At 37.1% G+C, this 21,133-nt stretch carries 40 protein-coding genes; all 40 read left to right on the forward strand.

Annotated features, from left to right (window positions below; all coding sequences use genetic code 11):
- Positions 1–187, forward strand: a 187-nt coding sequence (locus AC220I_RS06810; protein WP_486723061.1) for an EF-Tu C-terminal domain-related protein, incomplete at its 5' end; no start/stop codon positions are given.
- Positions 188–273: 86 nt separating this feature from the next.
- Entirely contained in the window at positions 274–450 is a 177-nt protein-coding gene (locus AC220I_RS06815; protein WP_486723062.1) for a hypothetical protein, read from the forward strand.
- 18 nt (positions 451–468) lie between these two features.
- Complete coding sequence (gene rpsJ / locus AC220I_RS06820) at positions 469–780, forward strand: 30S ribosomal protein S10 (protein WP_486723063.1); 312 nt, start codon at positions 469–471, stop codon at positions 778–780.
- Between the two features lie 99 nt (positions 781–879).
- Positions 880–1,512 carry a 50S ribosomal protein L3 gene (gene rplC / locus AC220I_RS06825; RefSeq protein ID WP_486723064.1) on the forward strand — a complete coding sequence of 211 codons (633 nt, stop codon included), beginning with the start codon at positions 880–882 and terminating at the stop codon, positions 1,510–1,512.
- A gap of 24 nt (positions 1,513–1,536) precedes the next feature.
- The gene (rplD, locus tag AC220I_RS06830; protein WP_486723065.1) at positions 1,537–2,163 is read left to right on the forward strand and encodes a 50S ribosomal protein L4; all 627 of its coding nucleotides are present in this window, start codon (positions 1,537–1,539) and stop codon (positions 2,161–2,163) included.
- Positions 2,163–2,453, forward strand: coding sequence for a 50S ribosomal protein L23 (gene rplW, locus AC220I_RS06835; RefSeq protein ID WP_486723066.1), 291 nt, complete (start codon positions 2,163–2,165; stop codon positions 2,451–2,453). Before rplD ends, rplW begins: the two co-directional genes overlap by 1 nt.
- 24 nt (positions 2,454–2,477) lie before the next feature.
- The gene (rplB, locus tag AC220I_RS06840; protein ID WP_486723067.1) at positions 2,478–3,308 is read left to right on the forward strand and encodes a 50S ribosomal protein L2; all 831 of its coding nucleotides are present in this window, start codon (positions 2,478–2,480) and stop codon (positions 3,306–3,308) included.
- Positions 3,309–3,340: 32 nt separating this feature from the next.
- On the forward strand, positions 3,341–3,613 hold the full coding sequence (rpsS, locus tag AC220I_RS06845; RefSeq protein WP_486723068.1) for a 30S ribosomal protein S19: 273 nt from the start codon (positions 3,341–3,343) through the stop codon (positions 3,611–3,613).
- A 29-nt stretch (positions 3,614–3,642) separates the two neighbouring features.
- On the forward strand, positions 3,643–3,978 hold the full coding sequence (rplV, locus tag AC220I_RS06850; RefSeq protein WP_486723069.1) for a 50S ribosomal protein L22: 336 nt from the start codon (positions 3,643–3,645) through the stop codon (positions 3,976–3,978).
- Between the two features lie 15 nt (positions 3,979–3,993).
- A complete protein-coding gene (gene rpsC / locus AC220I_RS06855; RefSeq protein WP_486723070.1) occupies positions 3,994–4,758 on the forward strand; it encodes a 30S ribosomal protein S3 in 765 nt (254 codons plus the stop codon).
- Positions 4,759–4,791: 33 nt separating this feature from the next.
- The gene (gene rplP / locus AC220I_RS06860; RefSeq protein ID WP_486723071.1) at positions 4,792–5,223 is read left to right on the forward strand and encodes a 50S ribosomal protein L16; all 432 of its coding nucleotides are present in this window, start codon (positions 4,792–4,794) and stop codon (positions 5,221–5,223) included.
- A 1-nt stretch (position 5,224) separates the two neighbouring features.
- On the forward strand, positions 5,225–5,419 hold the full coding sequence (gene rpmC / locus AC220I_RS06865; protein WP_486723072.1) for a 50S ribosomal protein L29: 195 nt from the start codon (positions 5,225–5,227) through the stop codon (positions 5,417–5,419).
- 16 nt (positions 5,420–5,435) lie between these two features.
- The gene (gene rpsQ / locus AC220I_RS06870; RefSeq protein WP_486723073.1) at positions 5,436–5,690 is read left to right on the forward strand and encodes a 30S ribosomal protein S17; all 255 of its coding nucleotides are present in this window, start codon (positions 5,436–5,438) and stop codon (positions 5,688–5,690) included.
- A gap of 25 nt (positions 5,691–5,715) precedes the next feature.
- Positions 5,716–6,084 carry a 50S ribosomal protein L14 gene (gene rplN / locus AC220I_RS06875; RefSeq protein WP_486723074.1) on the forward strand — a complete coding sequence of 123 codons (369 nt, stop codon included), beginning with the start codon at positions 5,716–5,718 and terminating at the stop codon, positions 6,082–6,084.
- 17 nt (positions 6,085–6,101) lie between these two features.
- Positions 6,102–6,413, forward strand: a complete 312-nt coding sequence (rplX, locus tag AC220I_RS06880) for a 50S ribosomal protein L24 (protein WP_194704072.1) — start codon at positions 6,102–6,104, stop codon at positions 6,411–6,413.
- 25 nt (positions 6,414–6,438) lie between these two features.
- A complete protein-coding gene (gene rplE / locus AC220I_RS06885) occupies positions 6,439–6,978 on the forward strand; it encodes a 50S ribosomal protein L5 (protein ID WP_486723075.1) in 540 nt (179 codons plus the stop codon).
- Between the two features lie 12 nt (positions 6,979–6,990).
- Complete coding sequence (locus AC220I_RS06890) at positions 6,991–7,176, forward strand: type Z 30S ribosomal protein S14 (RefSeq protein WP_084389180.1); 186 nt, start codon at positions 6,991–6,993, stop codon at positions 7,174–7,176.
- 24 nt (positions 7,177–7,200) lie between these two features.
- The gene (rpsH, locus tag AC220I_RS06895) at positions 7,201–7,599 is read left to right on the forward strand and encodes a 30S ribosomal protein S8 (RefSeq protein WP_486723076.1); all 399 of its coding nucleotides are present in this window, start codon (positions 7,201–7,203) and stop codon (positions 7,597–7,599) included.
- A 24-nt stretch (positions 7,600–7,623) separates the two neighbouring features.
- A complete protein-coding gene (gene rplF / locus AC220I_RS06900) occupies positions 7,624–8,166 on the forward strand; it encodes a 50S ribosomal protein L6 (RefSeq protein ID WP_486723077.1) in 543 nt (180 codons plus the stop codon).
- Between the two features lie 19 nt (positions 8,167–8,185).
- Positions 8,186–8,545, forward strand: a complete 360-nt coding sequence (gene rplR, locus AC220I_RS06905) for a 50S ribosomal protein L18 (protein ID WP_486723078.1) — start codon at positions 8,186–8,188, stop codon at positions 8,543–8,545.
- A gap of 17 nt (positions 8,546–8,562) precedes the next feature.
- Positions 8,563–9,069 carry a 30S ribosomal protein S5 gene (gene rpsE, locus AC220I_RS06910; RefSeq protein ID WP_486723079.1) on the forward strand — a complete coding sequence of 169 codons (507 nt, stop codon included), beginning with the start codon at positions 8,563–8,565 and terminating at the stop codon, positions 9,067–9,069.
- Positions 9,070–9,081: 12 nt separating this feature from the next.
- Positions 9,082–9,258, forward strand: a complete 177-nt coding sequence (gene rpmD / locus AC220I_RS06915) for a 50S ribosomal protein L30 (RefSeq protein WP_486723080.1) — start codon at positions 9,082–9,084, stop codon at positions 9,256–9,258.
- Positions 9,259–9,277: 19 nt separating this feature from the next.
- A complete protein-coding gene (gene rplO, locus AC220I_RS06920; protein ID WP_486723081.1) occupies positions 9,278–9,718 on the forward strand; it encodes a 50S ribosomal protein L15 in 441 nt (146 codons plus the stop codon).
- Positions 9,719–10,984 (forward strand): preprotein translocase subunit SecY, encoded by a 1,266-nt coding sequence (gene secY / locus AC220I_RS06925; protein WP_486723082.1) that lies wholly within the window; start codon positions 9,719–9,721, stop codon positions 10,982–10,984.
- 10 nt (positions 10,985–10,994) lie between these two features.
- Entirely contained in the window at positions 10,995–11,639 is a 645-nt protein-coding gene (locus AC220I_RS06930) for an adenylate kinase (RefSeq protein ID WP_486723083.1), read from the forward strand.
- 2 nt (positions 11,640–11,641) lie between these two features.
- Positions 11,642–12,388, forward strand: coding sequence for a type I methionyl aminopeptidase (gene map / locus AC220I_RS06935; RefSeq protein ID WP_486723084.1), 747 nt, complete (start codon positions 11,642–11,644; stop codon positions 12,386–12,388).
- Between the two features lie 16 nt (positions 12,389–12,404).
- Complete coding sequence (locus AC220I_RS06940) at positions 12,405–12,686, forward strand: RNA-binding protein (RefSeq protein ID WP_486723085.1); 282 nt, start codon at positions 12,405–12,407, stop codon at positions 12,684–12,686.
- A 24-nt stretch (positions 12,687–12,710) separates the two neighbouring features.
- Positions 12,711–12,932: a translation initiation factor IF-1 gene (gene infA, locus AC220I_RS06945; protein ID WP_069876090.1), complete on the forward strand. Its 222-nt coding sequence runs from the start codon at positions 12,711–12,713 to the stop codon at positions 12,930–12,932.
- A gap of 12 nt (positions 12,933–12,944) precedes the next feature.
- Complete coding sequence (rpmJ, locus tag AC220I_RS06950) at positions 12,945–13,058, forward strand: 50S ribosomal protein L36 (RefSeq protein ID WP_005367740.1); 114 nt, start codon at positions 12,945–12,947, stop codon at positions 13,056–13,058.
- A gap of 100 nt (positions 13,059–13,158) precedes the next feature.
- Positions 13,159–13,530, forward strand: a complete 372-nt coding sequence (gene rpsM / locus AC220I_RS06955) for a 30S ribosomal protein S13 (RefSeq protein WP_486723086.1) — start codon at positions 13,159–13,161, stop codon at positions 13,528–13,530.
- 19 nt (positions 13,531–13,549) lie between these two features.
- On the forward strand, positions 13,550–13,948 hold the full coding sequence (rpsK, locus tag AC220I_RS06960; RefSeq protein WP_486723087.1) for a 30S ribosomal protein S11: 399 nt from the start codon (positions 13,550–13,552) through the stop codon (positions 13,946–13,948).
- A gap of 27 nt (positions 13,949–13,975) precedes the next feature.
- A complete protein-coding gene (gene rpsD, locus AC220I_RS06965; protein ID WP_486723088.1) occupies positions 13,976–14,596 on the forward strand; it encodes a 30S ribosomal protein S4 in 621 nt (206 codons plus the stop codon).
- Between the two features lie 67 nt (positions 14,597–14,663).
- Positions 14,664–15,614 carry a DNA-directed RNA polymerase subunit alpha gene (locus AC220I_RS06970; RefSeq protein ID WP_486723089.1) on the forward strand — a complete coding sequence of 317 codons (951 nt, stop codon included), beginning with the start codon at positions 14,664–14,666 and terminating at the stop codon, positions 15,612–15,614.
- 13 nt (positions 15,615–15,627) lie between these two features.
- Entirely contained in the window at positions 15,628–15,969 is a 342-nt protein-coding gene (gene rplQ, locus AC220I_RS06975) for a 50S ribosomal protein L17 (protein ID WP_486723090.1), read from the forward strand.
- Between the two features lie 216 nt (positions 15,970–16,185).
- The gene (locus tag AC220I_RS06980) at positions 16,186–17,016 is read left to right on the forward strand and encodes an energy-coupling factor transporter ATPase (protein WP_486723091.1); all 831 of its coding nucleotides are present in this window, start codon (positions 16,186–16,188) and stop codon (positions 17,014–17,016) included.
- Positions 17,001–17,948 carry an energy-coupling factor transporter ATPase gene (locus AC220I_RS06985; protein ID WP_486723092.1) on the forward strand — a complete coding sequence of 316 codons (948 nt, stop codon included), beginning with the start codon at positions 17,001–17,003 and terminating at the stop codon, positions 17,946–17,948. The genes AC220I_RS06980 and AC220I_RS06985 overlap by 16 nt, the downstream gene beginning before the upstream one ends.
- On the forward strand, positions 17,948–18,736 hold the full coding sequence (locus AC220I_RS06990; RefSeq protein WP_486723093.1) for an energy-coupling factor transporter transmembrane component T family protein: 789 nt from the start codon (positions 17,948–17,950) through the stop codon (positions 18,734–18,736). The genes AC220I_RS06985 and AC220I_RS06990 overlap by 1 nt, the downstream gene beginning before the upstream one ends.
- A 58-nt stretch (positions 18,737–18,794) precedes the next feature.
- Positions 18,795–19,532, forward strand: coding sequence for a tRNA pseudouridine(38-40) synthase TruA (gene truA, locus AC220I_RS06995; RefSeq protein ID WP_486723094.1), 738 nt, complete (start codon positions 18,795–18,797; stop codon positions 19,530–19,532).
- A 214-nt stretch (positions 19,533–19,746) separates the two neighbouring features.
- Complete coding sequence (gene rplM, locus AC220I_RS07000; protein WP_486723095.1) at positions 19,747–20,181, forward strand: 50S ribosomal protein L13; 435 nt, start codon at positions 19,747–19,749, stop codon at positions 20,179–20,181.
- Positions 20,182–20,194: 13 nt separating this feature from the next.
- Positions 20,195–20,590 (forward strand): 30S ribosomal protein S9, encoded by a 396-nt coding sequence (gene rpsI, locus AC220I_RS07005; RefSeq protein WP_486723096.1) that lies wholly within the window; start codon positions 20,195–20,197, stop codon positions 20,588–20,590.
- Positions 20,591–21,133: the final 543 nt, after the last annotated feature.

Here is a 21,133-nt window from a genome sequence, read left to right on the forward strand (position 1 = left end):
CAGAACTACAGACGTAACTGGTTCAATCGATTTACCAGCTGGCGTAGAAATGTGTATGCCTGGTGATAACATCGAAATGAACATCGAGCTTATCGCACCAATCGCAATCGAAGAGGGTGTAAGATTCTCTATTCGTGAAGGTGGTAGAACAGTAGGCGCTGGTAACGTTAATAAAATTACTCAATAATCATTATTGAAGTAGTTGATGTTTACGAAAAGTTAACAAACTATAATACAAATAACCCCTTGCATTATGCAAGGGGTTATTATATAATGTATTGGTGCACTAATGCGATGAAGTGGAAAGTTACTTATACTGTGAGAGAATTTCCATGGAGAATTGTCCATACGCGATATGGGCGACGAGTTTATTTTCCATTCACCAATGAAACACCCGGCACAGTGGACGATAAAACACTCGGTCGTATGATCGCAGTCAACGTACGATAAAAATAAGGAGGTTAAACAATGGCTAACAAGCAAAAAATCAGAATCAGATTAAAATCATTTGATCACAAAATCCTTGACAACACTGCTCAAAAGATTGTTGAGGCAGCAAAGTTAACAGGAGCAGACGTGGCTGGACCTATTCCATTGCCAACAAAGAAAGAAATCGTTACTATCTTAAGAGCGGTTCATAAGTACAAAGATTCTAGAGAGCAGTTCGAAATCAGAACGCACAAAAGACTCATTGACATCTTAAACCCGCAACAAAAGACAGTTGACGCTCTTATGAAGCTTGAATTACCTGCAGGCGTAGATGTAGAAATTAAGCTTTAAGAATTAGAAACTAAGATTTCGGTTTAAATAGATAAACCTGATTTTTTAGTATGATTACAGAAGGTAATCCGCTGTAAAATTATTAGGAGGTGCAAACGCATGGTAGGAATTATCGGTAAAAAAATCGGTATGACCCAAGTTTTTAACGAAAAAGGCATCGTAACACCTGTTACAGTTGTTGAAGTACAGCCTATGGCAGTAACTCAAATCAAAACTGTTGAGACAGATGGTTACAATGCGATTCAGGTTGCATCAGGTGTTGTGAAAGAAAAACACGTGAACAAACCTAAAAAAGGACATTTTGACAAAGCAGGTGTTCCTTACAAAAAATCTTTAAAAGAGTTCAGAGTTGAATCAACAGAAGGTTTCGAAGTGAAACAAGAAATCAAAGCTGATATTTTTGAAGAAGGTCAAATGATCGACGTAACAGGTACTTCTAAAGGTAAAGGTACTGCTGGTCCGATCAAGAGACACAATCAATCAAGAGGACCAGAAACACATGGTTCTAAATACCACAGAGGACCTGGTTCTATTGGTGCTGCATCTTACCCAGCAAGAGTATTAAAGGGTATGCCAATGGCAGGAAGAATGGGTAATGAACAAGTTACGGTTTTGAACCTTGAAGTAGTAAAAGTTGATGTCGAGAGAAATCTTCTATTAGTTAAAGGTGCAGTGCCAGGACCAAAGGGCGGTCAAATCGTAATTAGAAAAGCTGTTAAGGCAACAAAATAATAGCTGATGAAAGGAGGAAGCACAGTGCCTAAATTAGACGTATTAAACATTTCGGGCCAAAAGGTCAGTGAAATAGAATTAAATGATACTATTTTCGGAATAGAGCCAAATATACCTGTTATGCATGAAGTTGTTAAGAACTACTTAGCAAATCAAAGACAAGGTACACAATCTGCTAAAACTAGAGCAGAAGTAAGAGGCGGTGGTAGAAAGCCGTTTAGACAAAAAGGAACTGGTAACGCAAGACAAGGTACAATTAGAGCACCTCACTATATTGGTGGTGGTGTGGCATTTGCACCAAAGCCAAGAAGTTACAGATATTCATTGCCTAAGAAAATGAGAAGACTTGCGTTAAAATCTGCGTTAAGTGCTAAAGTAAGAGACAATGAAATTATCGTTATTGATGAGTTTGCATTAAGCTCACCAAAAACAAAAGAGATGCTTAAAGTTTTAGAAAACTTAAAAGTAGCTGGTAAAAAATCTTTACTCGTAACTTGTTGTAAAGACGAGAACGTTGTAAGATCAGCGAACAACATTGAAGGTGTTCAAGCTTCATTTGTTGGACAAATCAACGTATATGAAATCTTAAATCATGACTTCTTCGTTGTGACTAAGAGTGCAATCGAGAAATTTGAGGAGGTGTACGCGTAATGAGAACCTCTTACGATATTATCATTAAGCCAATCGTTACAGAAAACTCTATGATGCAAACAGCAGATAGAAAGTACACATTTGAAGTTCACAGAGATGCTAACAAAACACAAATCAAAAAAGCTGTGGAAGAAGTTTTCGGCGTTAAAGTAGAAAAAGTAAATACTTTAAATGTTCCTGGAAAATTAAAAAGAATGGGTAAAAACGAAGGCTACACTAGAAGCTGGAAAAAAGCAATCGTTAAATTAACTGCAGATAGCAAGACTATCGAATTCTTTGAAGGTATGTAATAAAAACTCGAAGGAGGTAGAACCATGGGAATTAGAGGCTTTAAACCGACTTCACCTGCTCTAAGACAAATGACAGTGTCAACGTTTGAAGAAATTACTAAAAAGCAACCAGAAAAGTCATTAATCATGACACTTAAGAAAAACTCTGGTAGAAATAATCAAGGTAAAATCACTGTTCGTCATAGAGGTGGCGGAGCGACTAAGAAATATAGAATAATCGACTTCAAAAGATTAAAAGATAATGTACCTGCAAAGGTAGCAGCTGTTGAGTATGATCCAAATAGAAGCGCAAATATTGCACTTTTAGCATATGCTGATGGCGAAAAAAGATATATTCTTCATCCAAACGGCTTAAAAGTTGGCGATGTTGTAGTATCGGGTGATCAAGTGGATATCAAAGTGGGTAACGCAATGCCACTTATGAACATGCCAGTTGGTACAATTATTCACAATATCGAAATGAAAGCTGGTAAAGGTGGTCAATTAGTTAGATCTGCAGGTAACTCAGCTCAATTAATGGCTAAAGAAGGCAAATATGCACTTTTAAGATTACCATCTGGTGAAACAAGATATGTAAGAAAAGAGTGTAGAGCTACAGTTGGTCAAGTTGGTAACATTGATCATGAAAACATCACAATCGGTAAAGCAGGTAGAAAAAGACATATGGGTATTAGACCTACTGTCAGAGGATCTGTAATGAACCCTAACGATCACCCACACGGTGGTGGTGAAGGTAGATCTCCAATCGGTAGACCAAATCCGGTTACACCTTGGGGTAAACCAGCACTTGGTTACAAAACTAGAAAGAAAAACAAACATTCGAACAAATATATTGTTTCTGCTAGAAAGAAATAATTTAGTTCTTAAATCTGAAAGGAGGACAGATCATGGGAAGATCTCTTAAAAAAGGACCTTTTGTCCACAAGGGCCTTTTGAAAAAAATAGAAGAAATGAACTCGAATAGTGAGAAGAAAGTTTTAAAAACTTGGTCGAGATCGTCAACTATTTTCCCACAAATGGTTGGTCATACTATCGCAGTTCACGATGGAAGAAAACATATTCCAGTTTATGTAACGGAAGATATGATCGGACATAAATTAGGTGAATTCGCGCCTACTAGAACTTTTAGAGGACACGCAGGCGATAAGAAGAGTAAATAAACGTAATAATCCGAAAGGAGGCCATCAGAATGCAAGCTAGAGCGGAAGCTAAGCACGTAAGAATTTCTCCTCGAAAAATGAAGCCAATCGCTGATTTAGTAAGAGGAAAAAATGTTAAAGAAGCACAAAATATTTTAAAATTTACACCTAGAAAAGGTGCAGAGATATTTTTAAAAGTCTTAAATTCAGCGGTTGCAAATGCTGAAAACAATCATCACTTAGATGTAGAAACTTTAATCGTAAAAGAAATTTACGCAAATCAAGGCCCTACATTAAAAAGATGGAACGCTGGATCAATGGGAAGAGCAAATCCTATCTTAAGAAGATCTAGTCATGTTGGCGTAGTAGTCGCGGAAAAAGAATAAAGGAGGGTGCACTGAATGGGTCAAAAAGTTAGCCCACACGGACTCCGAGTTGGAGTCATCAAAGATTGGGACTCAAAATGGTATGCAAACAAGAAAAACTTCGCCGATTTATTAATAGAAGACTTTGAAATCAGAAAGCATGTAAAAGGAAGACTTTTCACTGCTGGTATTTCAAGAATCTATATCGACAGAGCTGCTAATGATAAAGTACATGTAAATGTATTCACAGCTAAACCAGGAATGGTTGTTGGTAAAGGTGGCGAAAATATTAAGGTATTAAGAGAAGAACTTGAGAAGTTAACAAAGAAATCTATTCAATTAGATATTTCTGAAGTTGATAACATCGATTTAGATGCTCAATTAGTTGCTGAAAACGTAGCTTTCTCATTAGAAAAACGTGTTTCGTTCAGAAGAGCAATGAAACAAGTTATCGGAAGATCTATGAAATCTGGCGCTGAAGGTATCAAAGTTCAAACATCTGGTCGTTTAGGCGGCGCTGAGATGGCAAGAACTGAAGGTTATTCAGAAGGTAATGTACCTTTATCTACACTTAGAGCTGATATTGACTATGGATTTGCTGAAGCAGATACAACTTACGGTAAAATCGGCGTAAAAGTATGGATCAACAAAGGTGAAATCTTACCAAGCGTTAGTGAAGAAACTAGACTCAGAAGAAAAGAAGCTAGAAAAGTAACTGACAAACGTCCACAAAGAGGCGGCAGAAACAATCAAGGTGGCCAAAATAGAGGACCTAGAAAGCCAAGAAATAACGATAATTAATAAGAAAGTTTTGTGAAAGGAGGCAACTACCATATGTTAATGCCTAAAAGAGTAAAACGCCGTAGAGTTCACAGAGGTAGAATGTCGGGTACTGCTCAAAAAGGGAACACAGTAACTTACGGAGATTACGGTTTAGTTGCTATGGAGCCTGCTTGGATTACAGCTAATCAAATAGAAGCAGCCAGAATTGCTATGAATAGAAAAATGAAAAGAAGCGGTAAAGTTTGGATTAAAATTTTCCCTCATAAGCCGGTTACACAAAAGCCTGCTGAAACTCGTATGGGTGCTGGTAAAGGTTCACCTGAGTACTGGGTAGCAGTTGTTAAGCCAGGCAGAGTGATGTTCGAACTTTCTGGAGTAGATGAAACGCTAGCAAGAGAAGCAATGAGACTTGCTGCAAACAAATTACCAATCAAGTGTAAATTCGTTAAGAAGGAAGACGCTATCGAAAAGGGTGGTGAATAAGTTGAAAGCAAACCAAATTAAAGAAATGACTTCACAGGAATTAAACGATAAAATTGTCGAGTTGAAAAATGAGCTCTTCAACTTAAGATTCCAATTAGCAACTGGGCAATTAGATAATCCTATGCAGATTAAAGCTATTAAAAAGGACATTGCGCGTGCTAAAACGATCTTAAGAGCTAGAGAGATCAAAGCATAAGCGAGGAGGTTACGCTGTGGAAAGAGGAAGAAGAAAAGTTAGAGTTGGATACGTTACAAGCGATAAAATGGATAAAACTATCGTCGTTACAGTAGAAGACTTCATTCGCCATCCACTCTATGGAAAAAGAGTTAAGAGAACAAAGAAATTTAAAGCACATGATGAAAATAATCAATGTGGTATAGGTGATAAAGTAAGAATTATGGAAACTAGACCACTTAGCAGAGATAAAAGATGGAGACTAGTTGAAATCGTTGAAAAAGCTAAGTAGATTTGGCTAAAAGGAGGACAAAAGCATGATCCAAAACGAAACTCGTTTAAAAGTTGCTGATAACTCTGGCGCGAAAGAAATACTTTGTATCCGTGTATTAGGTGGTTCAAAGAGAAAATACGGTAATATCGGAGATGTTATAGTAGCGAGCGTTAAAAATGCAACACCTGGCGGAGTTGTCAAGAAGGGTGACGTCGTTAAAGCTGTTATAGTTAGAAGCAACTATGGTTTAAGAAGACCTGATGGTAGTTACGTCAAATTTGACGAAAACGCTGCAGTAATTATAAAAGACGATTTATCTCCAATAGGAACTCGTATCTTCGGACCAGTTGCTAGAGAGTTAAGAGATAAGAAGTTTATGAAGATCGTTTCTCTAGCTCCAGAAGTTCTTTAAACTTAGGAGGTGTAGTAATGCATATTAAAAAAGGCGATACAGTTATCGTAATTGCTGGGAAAGATAAAGGCAAAAAAGGCAAAGTGTTAAGCGCTAATCCAAAGACGGATAGAATTATTGTTGAAAATGTCAACATGGCGACTAAACATCAAAAACCTTCAATGAAGGTTCAACAAGGTGGAAGAATCCACAAAGAAGCACCAATCCATGTATCTAACGTACTTTATTACGATGCAAAAGCTAAAGCTGGTACTAGATTAGCTTCTAAAGTATTAGAAAATGGACAAAAAGTAAGAGTATCTGTGAAAACAGGTGAAGTAATAGACTAATCCAGTGAGAAAGGAGGTTTAACTCATGGCAAGATTTAAAGAGAAGTACAATAATGAGGTAAAAAAAGCCTTAATGGAAAAATTCCAATATGACAATGTAATGCAACTTCCAAAAATCGAGAAGATCGTAATCAATATGGGTCTCGGTGATGGTAAAGATAATCCAAAAGTAATCAAAGCTGCCGTTGATGAATTGACAACTATCGCTGGACAGGCACCTGTGATTACAAAAGCTAAGAAATCAGTTGCGAACTTCAAAGTGAGAGCTGGTATGAATGTTGGTGCTAAAGTTACACTTAGAGGCGAGAGAATGTATGAATTCTTAGACAGATTCATTACAATTTCACTTCCAAGGGTAAGAGACTTTAGAGGTGTTAGCGCGAATTCTTTCGACGGAAGAGGAAACTATACTTTAGGTATTAAAGAGCAGTTAATCTTTCCAGAAATCAACATTGATAAGGTAGATACTGTTAGAGGTATGGACATCACTTTCGTTACTTCTGCAAAAACTGATGAAGAGGCAAGAGAATTATTGAGATTGATGGGAATGCCATTCGTTAAGTAAGGAGGGATTATAGTGGCTAAAACGAGTCTTAAAGTTAAACAATCAAGAACACAAAAGTACTCAACTAGAGAATACAATAGATGTAGAATCTGTGGAAGACCACATGCTTATTTAAGAAAATATGGAATTTGCCGTATCTGCTTTAGAGAATTGGCATACAAAGGTCAAATTCCTGGCGTTAGAAAAGCTAGCTGGTAAGAAATCGGAAGGAGGTAAATACTCATGGCTATGACAGATCCAATTGCTGATTTACTGACACGTGTACGTAACGCTAATATGGTTAAACATGCTTCAGTAGATGTTCCAGCATCGAATGTTAAAACAAAAATCGTTGAGATCCTTTTAGAAGAAGGATACATCAAAGGATTTGATGTAATAGAAGACGGTAAACAAGGTTTGATTAGAATCGAACTTAAATACGGCGATAGCAAAGAAAGAGTTATCACTGGATTAAAAAGAATCTCTAAGCCTGGCTTAAGAGTTTATGCAAAAAAGACAGATATTCCAAGAGTTTTAGGTGGATTAGGTGTAGCAATTATTTCAACTTCAAACGGTATCATCACTGATAGAGAAGCTAGAAAGCTTGGCGTTGGCGGCGAAGTAATCTGTTACGTATGGTAATACGAATAACTAGGAGGTGTGACAATGTCGAGAGTAGGTAGATTGCCTATTACAATACCTCAAGGGGTTCAAATTTCAGTTTCAAGTGAAAACTTAGTAACTGTAAAAGGTCCTCTAGGAGAATTGTCAGAGCAAATAGACAAAGACATTAAGATCGATATAGATGGTGAAACATTAACAGTTGTAAGACCATCTGATAATAAAAGACATAGAGCGTTACATGGTTTATCTAGAGCGCTAATCAACAATATGGTTGTTGGTGTAACTAAAGGTTACGAAAGAAAACTTTTAATCGTTGGAGTAGGTTACAAAGCTGCTAAAAACGGTAAGAAATTAGAATTACAATTAGGTCATTCTCATCCAGTTGTTATGGAAGATCCAGATGGTATTACAGTAGAAGTTCCGACTCAAACTGAAATCATCGTAAAAGGTATCAACAAGCAAAGAGTTGGTAACTACGCTTCTAAAATCAGAGAGTGGAGAAAACCTGAACCTTACAAAGGTAAAGGCGTTCGTTACGCTGACGAAAACGTTAGACGTAAAGAAGGTAAAACAGGTAAAAAATAAGAAAGGAGTGGCATAACTAATGGCAAGTAGAAATGAAAATAGAAAAGCGCGTCATATGAGAGTGCGTAAGAAAATTTCTGGTACCACTGCGAAGCCTAGACTAAATGTTTATAGATCAAATCTTAACATTTACGCGCAAATTATTGATGACGTAACTGGAAACACTTTAGTTGCTGCTTCTAGCCTTGAAACTGCTGTTAAAGAGAAAGTTTCAAATACTGGAAATAAACAAGCTGCTAAATTAGTTGGAGAGTTAGTAGCTAAAAAAGCGCTTGAAAAAGGTATTGAAGATGTAGTTTTCGATAGAGGCGGTTACCTCTACCACGGTAGAGTAAAAGAACTCGCTGAAGGCGCAAGAGAAGCAGGACTTAAATTCTAGATTAGGGAGGTATGCAAATGAGTCGTCAATTGATTGATGCTAGTAAGTTAGACCTCAAAGAACAGGTTATCAATATAAATCGTGTTACTAAGGTTGTTAAAGGTGGTAGAAATTTCAGATTCAGCGCTTTAGTCGTTGTTGGAGATGAAAATGGCCATGTTGGAATTGGTACTGGTAAAGCAAAAGAAGTACCAGAAGCAATTTCTAAAGCAATTGAAGATGCAAAAAAACGTTTAATTTATGTTCCAAGAGTAGGAACTTCTGTACCACATAACATTGAAGGACATTATGGCGCTGGCTCTGTCAGAATCATGAAAGCTTTCGAAGGTACTGGAGTTATTGCTGGTGGTCCTGTTCGTGCGGTATTAGAGCTCGCGGGTATTAAAGACGTAAGAGCGAAATCATTAGGTAGTAATAACCCTAGAAATATGGTTAATGCAACTATCGACGGTCTTAAGAATCTTAAAACAGCTGAAAGTGTAGCTAAATTAAGAGGAAAGACTGTAGAAGAAATTTTAGGTTAGGGGGTATGAACCTTGGCTACAATTAAAGTAAAATTAGTTAAAAGTACAATCGGTGTTTTGCCTAAACATAAAAAAACTGTTGAAGCATTAGGCCTTAGAAAAATCGGTCAAGTGGTGGAAAAACAAGACAATCCTCAAATGAGAGGTATGGTTAACCAAGTAAGCCACTTAGTTCAAATAGTAGAGTAATCTTAAAGGAGGTGTGACCATGAGACTTCATGATTTAAGACCAGCAGAAGGTTCTACTAAATCTAGAAAAAGAGTTGGTAGAGGTACTGGTTCTGGTTTAGGTACGACTGCAGGACGCGGTATGAATGGTCAAAATTCACGTTCAGGCGGTGGGGTAAAACCGGGCTTTGAGGGTGGTCAGATGCCATTATTCAGAAGAATTCCAAAAAGAGGATTCAACAATAAATTCAAGAAACAATGGACTATCATCAATGTTGAGCTTTTAAACAGCTTTGAAGATGGAACAGAAATTACACCAGAATTATTGTTAGAGACTGGCGTAGTAAGCAAAGTAAATTACGGTATTAAAGTATTAGGCGATGGAGAATTGAATAAAAAGCTAACAGTAAGAGCTAACAAATTCACTCAGTCAGCGATAACTAAAATTGAAGCTGCTGGAGGAAAGGCAGAGGTGATCTAATTGTTTTCTACACTTAAAAACGCTTGGAAAATTCCTGATTTAAGACAGAGAATCCTCTATACTTTCATGATGATCGCTGTTTTTAGATTAGGATCTACAGTACCAGTACCAGGAATTGATAGTGCAAAGTTAGCGGCTGCGTTCGCTAACAGTGAAGACGGACTATTGGGTTTATTCAACTTAATGAGTGGTGGTAACTTCAAAACATTTACCATCTTCGCATTGGGTATTAGTCCTTATATTACGGCTTCGATCGTGTTGAATCTTTTACAAATTGCTTTCCCTTCATTAGAAGCGATAGCAAGAGAAGGTGAAGAAGGTAGAAAGAAAATCGCTAGATATACTCGTTATTTAACAGTAGTTTTAGCAGTCATTCAAGGTATTGGTTTTAGCTTAGGTTATTTCCAAAGATTTTTCTTAAACCCAGGTGCATTTTCAACATTCATTTCTGTGTTGACCTTAACGGCTGGAACGGCGTTCTTAATGTACTTAGGTGAGAAAATAACGGAGAATGGTATCGGAAACGGTATTTCACTTTTTATCTTTGCTGGAATTATCGCAAGAGTTCCTTCAACTACATTTTCAACGATCAACAATCTCAAAATTGGACAAGTTAACCTCATTCAGATTATTATCTTCTGTCTAGTAGCAGTAGCGATTATAGCAGGTGTTATCTTTATTCAACAAGGACAGAGAAAAATTCCTGTACAATATGCGAAAAGAGTTGTAGGTAGAAAAATGTACGGTGGACAAAGCACGCATATACCTTTAAAGGTTAATCAAGCGGGCGTTATCCCAGTTATCTTTGCAATTTCAATCTTAATGTTCCCAATTACAATTTCAGCATTTTTCCCAGGTTCTGGGTTTGCGATCTTTGTTGGGAAATGGTTAAAGAGCACATCTGTGCTATATAACGTTCTTTATGCAACACTCATATTCTTCTTTACATTCTTCTATACGAATGTAACGTTTAATCCAATTGAGGTTGCTGACCGTTTAAAAACAAACGGTGGATTTATTCCGGGAATTAGACCAGGTAAACCGACATCGGAATATCTTGGTAAGTCATTAAATAAAATTACAATTGTTGGCGCTTTATTCTTAGCAGGCATTGCAATTTTACCAAACTTCTTAGGAGCACTTACGAACACAAGCTTCAGTTTTGGCGGTACATCTTTACTCATCGTCGTTTCTGTTTCTCTTGAAACAATGAAACAAATCGAAGCTCAAATGCTAATGAGACACTATGAAGGCTTTTTAAGCTAAGGAGGTAAAAATGAGATTAATCTTATTAGGCCCTCCAGGCGCTGGAAAAGGCACACAAGCTGAGTATATCACCTCAAAATATGCGATTCCGCATATTTCCACTGGTGATATATTCAGAAAAAATATAAAAGAAGGCACTGAACTTGGGAAACGCGCTAAATCATTTATTGATCAAGGTGCATTAGTACCAGATTCACTTGTCGTCGAAATCGTTGAAGATCGCTTAAAAGAAGCTGATTGCGAAAATGGATTCCTCTTAGACGGATTCCCTAGAACTGAAGTACAAGCTGAAGAGCTTGACAAGGTTTTAGCCAATATGGGTGTAAATTTAAATGCGGTCATCAACATCAAAGTTAATCCTGAAGTTTTAGTTTCAAGAGCAGTTGGCAGACGTATTTGCAAAAATTGTGGCGCAACTTATCACATTCATAACAACGCATCTAAAGTAGAAGGCGTTTGTGATAAATGTAATGGTGAATTGTACCAACGTAGTGACGATGTTGAAGAAACTGTTAAAAACAGAATTAATGTATATATGAATGAAACAGCACCATTAATCAGCTACTATTCTTCAAAAAATCTTCTTGTTGACATAGAAGGTGAACAAGATATAAAATTGGTATTTGAAGATATCGTTAAAGCTTTAAGGGGCTAAGCATGATTGTTATAAAATCGAAACATGAAATTGAGCTGATGCAAGAGTCTGGACGTATTGTTGCATTAGTTCATGAAGCAATAAAGGAAGCGATAAAACCTGGTATTACAACAGGAGAGCTTGATCAAATTGCTGAGAAATTGATAATTGAGCACCAGGCAGTGCCTTCATTCAAAGGCTATGGGGGCTTTCCAGCTTCCATATGTGCCTCAATCAACGATCAAGTGATTCACGGCATCCCTTCTGATACAGTGTTAAAAGAAGGGGATATAATCAGCATTGATGTCGGTGCTTTAAAGAACGGCTATCATGGTGATGCTGCTAGAACTCATCCTGTTGGCAAGGTGAGTGAAAATGCTTTAAAACTTATTAAAGTCACTGAAGAGAGCTTTTTTGAAGGGCTAAAATATTGCAGGGTCGGTTATAGACTATACGATATTTCAAATGCAATTCAGAAACATGCGGAAGCTGAAGGCTTTAGTATTGTAAGAGACTATGTTGGACATGGGATTGGCACTAAGCTCCATGAGGAGCCTGCGATACCAAACTATGGCCCAGCTGGGAAAGGTCCAAGACTTGTTCCAGGAATGGTACTTGCAATTGAGCCAATGGTTAATGAAGGTGATTTTAAAGTCAGAACACTTGGAGATGACTGGACGGTTGTAACAAAAGATGGCAAGCTTTCTGCTCATTATGAGCATACAGTAGTCATCACCGAACACGATCCAATTCTTCTAACGAGTTTATAAAAAGCGAGGTGACTAGATGCTTAATTCATCTAAGGAACTTGAAATCGGTCAATTTGTCAAATCAAGAGCAGGAAGAGATAAAGACAGAATCTTCATCGTCATCGAGATTGTCGATGAGCAGTTTGTAAAGATTGCAGATGGAGACATTCGTAAGCTTGAAAAACCGAAAATTAAGAAGGTAAAGCATTTGACCAAATTGAAGTTTTTCAGTGAAGATCTTCGTGAGAAAATCGACAATGAGAAAAAGATAACAAATGTGATGCTTCGAAAAGAAGTCGAAAAAACAGGCTTAATCTAATCCAAGTTAGGAGGGATGATTCTAATGGCAAAAAGTGATTCAATTGAAGTTGAAGGTATAGTAGTAGAGGCATTACCAAATGCGAATTTCAAAGTTAAACTTGAAAATGGGCATATCGTATTAGCACATATTTCAGGGAAACTAAGAATGAATTTTATTAGGATATTACCTGGAGATAAAGTAACACTAGAATTATCGCCATACGATCTTTCAAGAGGAAGAATTACATGGCGTGGTAAGGGATAAGGAGGTATAACAATGAAAGTTAGACCATCGGTAAAACCAATGTGTGAGAAATGCAAGGTCATTAAAAGAAAAGGTAAAGTAATGATCATTTGCGAAAATCCAAAGCACAAACAAACACAAGGTTAATCTATCGTGTGTACCAAATATAAAGCGCGGCTGAAAATCTTTATATTTGAAAATTAATAGAAGACACATCACATTTTATACACATAGGAGGTGTAATTCAATGGCAAGAATTGCAGGTGTTGACCTACCTAGAGAGAAGAGAGCTGTTATCGGCTTAACTTATATCTATGGTATCGGAAAACCTACTTCTCAAGAGCTTTTACAAAAAGCTGGGATCAGTGAAGATACTAGAGTTAAAGATCTTACTGAGGAAGAAGTTAGTAAATTAAGAGCACTCATCGAAGAAAGTGTCCTTGTAGAAGGGGACTTAAGAAGAGAAATTGCTATGAATATTAAACGTTTAAAAGAAATCGGTTGCTACAGAGGAATTAGACATAGAAAAGGACTTCCTGTTCGTGGTCAAAAAACTAAAACGAACGCTAGAACTCGTAAAGGACCTAAGAAAACTGTTAGCCGTAAAAAGAAAAAGTAGGTAAGGAGGGATATAAGACATGGCTGTTGCTAAAAAAGCACGTAAAACTCGTAAAAAACGTGATCGTAAAAATGTTGAACGTGGACAGGCTCATATCCAAGCAACATTTAACAATACAATTGTGACTTTAACTGATACTGATGGCAATGCACTTGCATGGTCTAGTGCTGGAAGCTTAGGTTTCAAAGGCTCTAGAAAGTCAACTCCTTATGCTGCGCAAATGGCTGCAGAAGCTGCTGCTAAAAATGGCATGGAGCACGGTTTAAGAACTGTTTCTGTATTTGTTAAGGGACCTGGTTCTGGTCGTGAAGCTGCAATCAGAGCTTTACAAGCATCTGGACTTGAAATTACATCAATTGCTGATGTAACGCCAATTCCACACAATGGTTGTAGACCACCAAAAAGAAGAAGAGTGTAATTTATTCAGTATTAGGAGGTGTTTTAATTGGCAAGATATACAGGACCATCTTGTAGAATTTGTCGTAGAGAAGGACAAAAGCTATATCTTAAAGGCGATAGATGCTATAGCGACAAATGTACTTTAAATAGAAGACAAACAGCACCTGGGCAACATGGTGCAAAAAGAACGAAGCTTTCTGGTTACGGAACTCAATTAAGAGAGAAGCAAAAAGTTAAAAAATACTATGGTCTCTTAGAAGGACAGTTCAGAACTATTTATGAAAAAGCTGAAAAAATGAAGGGAATCGCAGGCGAGAACCTTTTACAATTATTAGAATTAAGACTTGACAACGTTGTTTACCGTTTAGGATTCGCGAATTCTAGAAAAGAAGCTAGACAATTAGTTGTTCACGGACACTTTACTTTAAATGGACATAAAGCTGATATTCCATCAATGACTTTAGAAGTGGGCGATGTTATCGCACTTAAAGACAAGAGTAAATCTTCTGACAAATTTAAGCAATTAGCTGAAGTCGCTAAAACTGCTCCAGGTTGGTTAGAAGTTAACTTTGAAAAGATGGAAGGTAAACTTACAGCATTGCCTGTAAGAAATGATATCGACTTACCAATCGAAGAGCATCTTATCGTTGAGCTTTACTCTAGATAGGGTTGGATATTGTTTATTACCCTCAAGTGTTATTTGTATAGTTTAAAGAGAAGGAGGGTCTTAACTAGTGATAGAAATAGAAAAACCAACGATTGAGTGTGTAGAACTTAGTGAAGACGGCAAATTCGGAAAGTTTGTTGTAGAACCACTAGAAAGAGGTTATGCAACAACACTCGGTAACAGCTTAAGAAGAATTTTATTATCTTCATTGCCGGGGACTGCGGTTCGCTGGATCAAAATTGAAAATGTTCTACATGAATTTTCAACAGTTCCAGGTGTAAAAGAAGATGTTATAGAAATTATTCTTAATCTCAAAGAGCTATTTGCTAAAATTCATTCAGATGAGGATGTAAAAATCTTAAGAATTGAAGCAAACACAGCAGGAGAGATCACAGCAGGAGATATCATTGCTGATGCTGATGTCGAAATTTTAAATACAGATTTACACATTTGTACACTTGATGAGAATTCAAGATTGTATATGGAAATAGCATTGGGACAAGGTAGAGGATACGTAACTGCAGAAAATAATAAAGAAGTCGGCTTGCCGATTGGTATTATTCCTGTGGATTCTATCTACACGCCTGTTCGTAAAGTCAATTTCACTGTAGATAAAACAAGAGTTGGTAAAGTTGCTGATTATGACAAACTTACTCTTGAAGTATGGACAGATGGAACAATCAATCCTGATGAAGCAACTTCACTTGGTGCGAAAATCATGGCAGAACATTTGAATTTGTTCATCGACATGACAGATAGCATTAATGGTGTTGAAATCATGGTTGAAAAAGAAGAGGACATTAAAGAAAAAGTTCTCGAAATGACAATAGAGGAACTCGATTTATCTGTACGTTCTTACAACTGCTTGAAACGCGCAGGCATTAATACAGTTGAAGAATTAACAAATAAAAGCGAAGACGATATGATGAAAGTTAGAAATTTAGGTAAGAAGTCCATGGAAGAGGTAAAGCACAAGCTTGCTGAACTTGACTTAGGATTAAGACTAGAAGACGAGTAAAGGAGGGAAGACGATGGCAGGTTACAGAAAACTAGGACGTCCAACATCTCACAGAAATTTAATGCTTAGAAACCAAGTAACATCATTATTAAAAAATGGACGTATCGAGACTACTGTTACAAGAGCAAAAGAAACTAAGAAACTCGCTGAAAAAATGATCACTCTTGCAAAAAGAGGCGACTTACACGCAAGAAGACAAGTTTTAGCTTTTGTTACTGAAGAAACAGTTGTTAAAAGACTTTTCGATGAAATCGCTCCTAATTATAAAGAACGCAATGGTGGTTATACCAGATTAGTACAAACTGGCCCACGTAGAGGCGATGCTGCACCAATGTGCAAATTAGAGTTAATCTAATAAACTGTGAGGGACTTAAGTTTAATACTGAAGTCCCTTTCTTAAATACAATCAAACCACTGGGTCTAGGCTCGTGGTTTTATTACATATTGACGTTAATCCATTTTCCACTTAGATTGGATTTACGACCCATTAAAAAAATATCATATAATAGGTATAGAAAAATTAACATATAAAAGGTATACTGACATAGAGAAATTAAGGGATGGTGATCAAATGATCAAGACGGATGGTTTGTATTTTAGATACCATGATGAAAAAGATGAAGAGAAATATGCACTTAAGGATGTCAATTTACATGTAAAAGACGGCGAATTTGTCGTGATTATTGGTCACAATGGTTCTGGTAAGTCGACCCTTTCTAAATTATTAAATGGAATTTACTTGCCGACAAGTGGCAATATATATATAAATGGTATGGATACTTCAGATGAAGAACTCATTTGGGATATCCGAAAAACAGCGGGGATGGTATTTCAAAACCCTGATAATCAGCTTGTGGCAACGATTGTTGAAGAGGACGTAGCCTTTGGACCTGAAAATATTGGTCTGCCTTCAGCTGAAATAAGAGCCCGTGTCAACGAAGCGCTAGAAACGGTTAAAATGACGCCATATAAACGTAAACCCCCACATCATTTGTCAGGCGGTCAGAAGCAAAGAGTGGCCATAGCAGGTATACTTGCCATGAAGCCAAAGTGTATTATATTCGATGAGCCTACAGCAATGCTCGACCCTGCAGGTCGTAAGGAAGTTATTAAGACCATTGAGCATCTCAATAAAACTGAGAAAATGACAGTGATTCATATTACGCATTATATGGATGAAGCTGTAAACGCAGATCGAATTATTGTAATGGATGATGGTCAGATTGTCCTACAGGGAACCCCACGGGAGGTCTTTTCAAAGGTAGAGCACCTAAAGGAAATAGGGCTAGACGTGCCACAAATAACACAGCTTGCTTTTGAACTTAATCAAATCGGTTATAGCATTTCCACTGAATGTTTAACAGTGCAGGAGCTGGTGGAGGAATTATGTCAATTAGTATAAAAAATTTATCTCACATATATGACTATGGGACACCTAATGAAACAATAGCAATTGAAGATATCAATCTTGAAATAGAACACGGTGAGTTCATAGGTCTAATAGGACATACAGGCTCAGGAAAATCAACATTAATTCAACATTTAAATGGCCTGTTAAAGCCTTCTAAAGGGACTATTATAGTAAATGGTCTCAATATTACAGAAGGCCTTGCCAATCTGGAATCTTCTAAAAACAGATCGAGAAGTGAACGCAACAAACTTGCAAAAGAGAGAAAGCGTAAATTACTTGAGGTCAGAAAAAAAGTGGGTCTTGTTTTTCAATATCCTGAATATCAACTCTTTGAGGAAACCGTCGAGAAAGACATTGCATTTGGTCCGACAAACCTCGGTTTGAGTGATGGAGAGATTAAATCTAGAGTTAAAGAAGCCATGGATTTGGTAGGTATAGATTATGAAGCCAATAAAGACCGGTCACCATTTGAGCTAAGTGGAGGTCAAAAAAGACGTGTAGCCATAGCAGGTGTTCTTGCGATGAAGCCAGAAGTTTTAATCCTAGATGAACCCACTGCAGGTCTCGATCCAAGAGGCAGAGATGAAATCCTCAATCAAATCAAGGAACTACACGACAAAAACAAATTAACGGTCATTATCGTATCACATAGCATGGAAGATATGGCTAAAATCGCAAATCGATTGATTGTTATGAATAAGGGGAAAGTTGTATTCGATGATTCACCTCATAAAGTCTTTAGAGAAATAGATGTACTGGAGGAAATTGGACTGGCAGTACCGCAAATATCCTATCTTGCTAGAGCGCTTAATCAAGCTGGCTTTCACCTAAGTGATGAAATCATCACCATAGAGGAGGCTGTGAGTTCACTTAAGAAACAACTTCCGGCAATTCATCCTAACACAAAAGGAGGAAATGCTTAATGTTAAGAGATATAACCATTGGACAATATTACAGTGTTGAATCGAGTATTCATAAGATGGACCCGAGATTCAAAATTTTAGCATCTACCTTATATTTGATATCCTTGTTCATCATACAGAATTTATATGCCTATGCCCTTGTCATTTCATTTATAGGCTTGGCAGTCCTCCTGTCCAAGGTACCTGTTGGCTTTGTAATGAGAGGTCTTAAACCAATCTTTATGCTTATTATTTTCGCATTTGTCATCAATATTTTCATGACACCTGGGGATCCCCTTTTTAAGTGGGGTATCATAAGTGTGTCAGTGGAAGGTGTCGAGCGGGCTTTCTTTATGGCCCTACGGTTGATTTTGCTCATTGTGGGCACATCTTTACTAACTTTGACAACCTCGCCAATCGAACTTACAGATGGCATTGAGTACTTGCTGAATCCTCTTAAAAAAATTGGCTTGCCTGCACATGAACTCGCTATGATGATGACCATTGCACTAAGGTTTATACCAACGCTTCTTGAAGAAACGGATAAGATTATGAAGGCTCAAATGGCAAGAGGTGCGGATTTTGAAAGTGGCAATATCATGAGTAGGGCCAAGGCATTAATTCCCCTATTGGTACCTTTATTCATCAGTGCGTTCAGACGAGCAGATGAACTTGCAATGGCCATGGAAGCGCGCTGCTATAGAGGCGGTGAGGGTAGAACGAGAATGAAAGTACTTAAGTACACTCGATATGATCTGATAGGCCTCTTGGTAATGGTGTTGTACTTAGCCCTATGCATTATTCTTTAAAACAATATTTTCTATAATATAATCGTTTCTTTAAAAATAGATGGGAAGAGAGCTTTTAATGAAAACTTTAAAAATGACAATCAGTTACGATGGATCAGAGTATAAAGGTTGGCAAAGACAATCCCAAGAGTGTTCGGTTCAGGGCACAATTGAGCAAACTTTAAAAGCACTATTGAAAGAAGAAATTGCCATACATGGTGCTGGTAGAACAGATGCAGGCGTCCACAGCTTAAATGGGCAAACCGCTTCTTTCCAACTGAATACCAATATAGGTGCGGATCAACTGAAGTACGCGCTTAATCGAGCATTGCCAGCTTCTATTCACATAGGTGAGATTTTAGAAGTGCCTGATACTTTTCACGCAAGATATAGTGCAGTTGGAAAGACTTATCAATATATAATTGATCAGAGTCCTGAAGCCAATCCACTCAGGGCAAAATATGTTCATCACTTGGACAAGCCACTGGATTTTAAAGCAATAGAGGAAGCTATGTCCTATTTTATAGGGACTCATGATTTTCAAACCTTTATGGCATCTGGCAGTAAGATTGAAAATACTGTTAGAACAATTCATAGCTTTGGATTGAAAAGACAAGGAGATGAGTATGTTTTCACTATTTCTGGAGACGGTTTTTTATATAACATGATCCGAATTATTATGGGAACTCTGATACAAGTTGGCTATCATAAAACAATGCCAAATCAAATTGAAGCCATCATTAGGAGCCATTCTAGAGATAAAGCCCGTCATACAGCCCCGGCAAATGGTCTTTATTTGATGAAAGTGCATTATTAAATCAGTTAAAATCAAATCAATCAAATTCTTAAGATTGTTGTTATAAAAAAAGTGCTTTAACATGTAAATAAAAAAATGAAATCTATTGACAGTTGGTACGAGATACTATAAAATAGATTGTGGTCTGTTGTGTAACAGACGTGATTACGATCGATAAAATCCTGCCCCGGGTTTTAAGATATAAACGGTGAAATAATATCAAGGAGGTCATTCGATGAAGTCTTATGTTGCAAAACCACTAGAAATCGAAAGAAAGTGGTATGTAGTTGACGCTGACGGTAAAACATTAGGAAGATTAGCTTCTGAAGTTGCTAAAATCCTAAGAGGTAAACATAAAGCAATTTATACTCCACATGTTGATACAGGAGATTTTGTAATTATCGTAAATGCTGAGAAAGTTAGATTAACAGGTAAAAAATTAGATCAAAAAATGTACAGATGGCACACAGGTTATGTAGGTCATTTAAAAGAAAGATCATACAGAGATATGTTACAAAACAAACCAGAAACTGTAGTTGAAGCTGCAATTAAAGGTATGTTACCACATAACTCATTAGGTAGATCAATGGCAAGCAAATTAAAAGTATACGCAGGTCCAGAGCACAAGCACGAAGCTCAACAACCTGAAGTACTTGAATTAAGTCTGTAAGGGAGGGTAACTGATGGCTAAGTCGATTCAATATCAAGGTACAGGTAGAAGAAAAACTTCAATCGCTAGAGTTAGAGTATTACCTGGTACAGGCAAATATATCGTAAATGGACAAACTCTTGATCAATATTTCGATTACGAAATCTTGAGAAGAGAAGTTCAAAGACCTTTAGAGTTAACAAAAACAGCTGGTAAATATGATGTTATTGTTAAAGTTGAGGGTGGTGGCTTTACTGGACAAGCTGGTGCAGTAAGACACGGTCTTTCAAGAGCTTTATTACAAGTTGATGCTGATTTTAGACCAATCTTGAAATCTGCTGGATTCTTAACAAGAGATCCAAGAATGAAAGAAAGAAAGAAATATGGTCTTAAAGCTGCAAGAAGAGCTCCACAGTTCTCTAAGAGATAATTTGCAAATTCAAAAACCCCTGCAATCATGCAGGGGTTTTTTTCTCTCCAATCTACGATCAAGTGAATGTTAATAATCCTGTCTTGTGGTATAATTAGCCTGTGGATAACAACTGGATAAGTCCAATTGTAGCCTTGATAACTGGAAAAAACTGAGGACAACTTCAAAAAAAATGTGGATTGAAAGTGGACATAGTGGTCATGAAAACCCTAAAATCTGTGGATGAAATGTGTACTGTGTGGATATAAACTGTGGATTAAGAAATAAACTTAAGAAAGCACAATAGTTGTCCACAAATAAATGATAATCGATGGCTCGATTTTAGGATAGAATGTGGACAAACTGGAAATTGTCAAAGGAGGTCAAACTTGAAAAAATTCATCAATTTCGCAATTGGATCAATTATTATTCTTCTCATAATCCTTCTATACATAAGCTTTAATATTGAAAGAAATATTAAGCTTAGGCATTGGCTCAGTGATCATTTTCAAAATACAGAGATTCAAGTGAGTGAACCCAGTGTTTACTTTTTAGGGGTAAATA

The sequence above is a fragment of the Fusibacter sp. genome, assembly GCF_057447755.1.

What these genes read in the sequence shown, in the direction of transcription:
- AC220I_RS06985 (WP_486723092.1), top strand. Translation starts at nt 17,001, where the DNA reads ATGTCAATTAGTATAAAAAATTTATCTCACATATATGACTATGGGACA.
- rpsH (WP_486723076.1), top strand. Translation starts at nt 7,201, where the DNA reads ATGGCTATGACAGATCCAATTGCTGATTTACTGACACGTGTACGTAAC.
- rpsJ (WP_486723063.1), top strand. Translation starts at nt 469, where the DNA reads ATGGCTAACAAGCAAAAAATCAGAATCAGATTAAAATCATTTGATCAC.
- AC220I_RS06815 (WP_486723062.1), top strand. Translation starts at nt 274, where the DNA reads ATGTATTGGTGCACTAATGCGATGAAGTGGAAAGTTACTTATACTGTG.
- rpsE (WP_486723079.1), top strand. Translation starts at nt 8,563, where the DNA reads ATGAGTCGTCAATTGATTGATGCTAGTAAGTTAGACCTCAAAGAACAG.
- rplM (WP_486723095.1), top strand. Translation starts at nt 19,747, where the DNA reads ATGAAGTCTTATGTTGCAAAACCACTAGAAATCGAAAGAAAGTGGTAT.
- rpsI (WP_486723096.1), top strand. Translation starts at nt 20,195, where the DNA reads ATGGCTAAGTCGATTCAATATCAAGGTACAGGTAGAAGAAAAACTTCA.
- rpsC (WP_486723070.1), top strand. Translation starts at nt 3,994, where the DNA reads ATGGGTCAAAAAGTTAGCCCACACGGACTCCGAGTTGGAGTCATCAAA.
- rpsK (WP_486723087.1), top strand. Translation starts at nt 13,550, where the DNA reads ATGGCTGTTGCTAAAAAAGCACGTAAAACTCGTAAAAAACGTGATCGT.
- AC220I_RS06940 (WP_486723085.1), top strand. Translation starts at nt 12,405, where the DNA reads ATGCTTAATTCATCTAAGGAACTTGAAATCGGTCAATTTGTCAAATCA.
- map (WP_486723084.1), top strand. Translation starts at nt 11,642, where the DNA reads ATGATTGTTATAAAATCGAAACATGAAATTGAGCTGATGCAAGAGTCT.
- AC220I_RS06980 (WP_486723091.1), top strand. Translation starts at nt 16,186, where the DNA reads ATGATCAAGACGGATGGTTTGTATTTTAGATACCATGATGAAAAAGAT.
- rplO (WP_486723081.1), top strand. Translation starts at nt 9,278, where the DNA reads ATGAGACTTCATGATTTAAGACCAGCAGAAGGTTCTACTAAATCTAGA.
- rplV (WP_486723069.1), top strand. Translation starts at nt 3,643, where the DNA reads ATGCAAGCTAGAGCGGAAGCTAAGCACGTAAGAATTTCTCCTCGAAAA.
- infA (WP_069876090.1), top strand. Translation starts at nt 12,711, where the DNA reads ATGGCAAAAAGTGATTCAATTGAAGTTGAAGGTATAGTAGTAGAGGCA.
- AC220I_RS06930 (WP_486723083.1), top strand. Translation starts at nt 10,995, where the DNA reads ATGAGATTAATCTTATTAGGCCCTCCAGGCGCTGGAAAAGGCACACAA.
- rpsS (WP_486723068.1), top strand. Translation starts at nt 3,341, where the DNA reads ATGGGAAGATCTCTTAAAAAAGGACCTTTTGTCCACAAGGGCCTTTTG.
- rplN (WP_486723074.1), top strand. Translation starts at nt 5,716, where the DNA reads ATGATCCAAAACGAAACTCGTTTAAAAGTTGCTGATAACTCTGGCGCG.
- rpsM (WP_486723086.1), top strand. Translation starts at nt 13,159, where the DNA reads ATGGCAAGAATTGCAGGTGTTGACCTACCTAGAGAGAAGAGAGCTGTT.
- rplW (WP_486723066.1), top strand. Translation starts at nt 2,163, where the DNA reads ATGAGAACCTCTTACGATATTATCATTAAGCCAATCGTTACAGAAAAC.
- rplF (WP_486723077.1), top strand. Translation starts at nt 7,624, where the DNA reads ATGTCGAGAGTAGGTAGATTGCCTATTACAATACCTCAAGGGGTTCAA.
- rplE (WP_486723075.1), top strand. Translation starts at nt 6,439, where the DNA reads ATGGCAAGATTTAAAGAGAAGTACAATAATGAGGTAAAAAAAGCCTTA.
- rplQ (WP_486723090.1), top strand. Translation starts at nt 15,628, where the DNA reads ATGGCAGGTTACAGAAAACTAGGACGTCCAACATCTCACAGAAATTTA.
- rpmJ (WP_005367740.1), top strand. Translation starts at nt 12,945, where the DNA reads ATGAAAGTTAGACCATCGGTAAAACCAATGTGTGAGAAATGCAAGGTC.
- rplX (WP_194704072.1), top strand. Translation starts at nt 6,102, where the DNA reads ATGCATATTAAAAAAGGCGATACAGTTATCGTAATTGCTGGGAAAGAT.
- rplC (WP_486723064.1), top strand. Translation starts at nt 880, where the DNA reads ATGGTAGGAATTATCGGTAAAAAAATCGGTATGACCCAAGTTTTTAAC.
- AC220I_RS06990 (WP_486723093.1), top strand. Translation starts at nt 17,948, where the DNA reads ATGTTAAGAGATATAACCATTGGACAATATTACAGTGTTGAATCGAGT.
- truA (WP_486723094.1), top strand. Translation starts at nt 18,795, where the DNA reads ATGAAAACTTTAAAAATGACAATCAGTTACGATGGATCAGAGTATAAA.
- rplB (WP_486723067.1), top strand. Translation starts at nt 2,478, where the DNA reads ATGGGAATTAGAGGCTTTAAACCGACTTCACCTGCTCTAAGACAAATG.
- rplP (WP_486723071.1), top strand. Translation starts at nt 4,792, where the DNA reads ATGTTAATGCCTAAAAGAGTAAAACGCCGTAGAGTTCACAGAGGTAGA.
- rplR (WP_486723078.1), top strand. Translation starts at nt 8,186, where the DNA reads ATGGCAAGTAGAAATGAAAATAGAAAAGCGCGTCATATGAGAGTGCGT.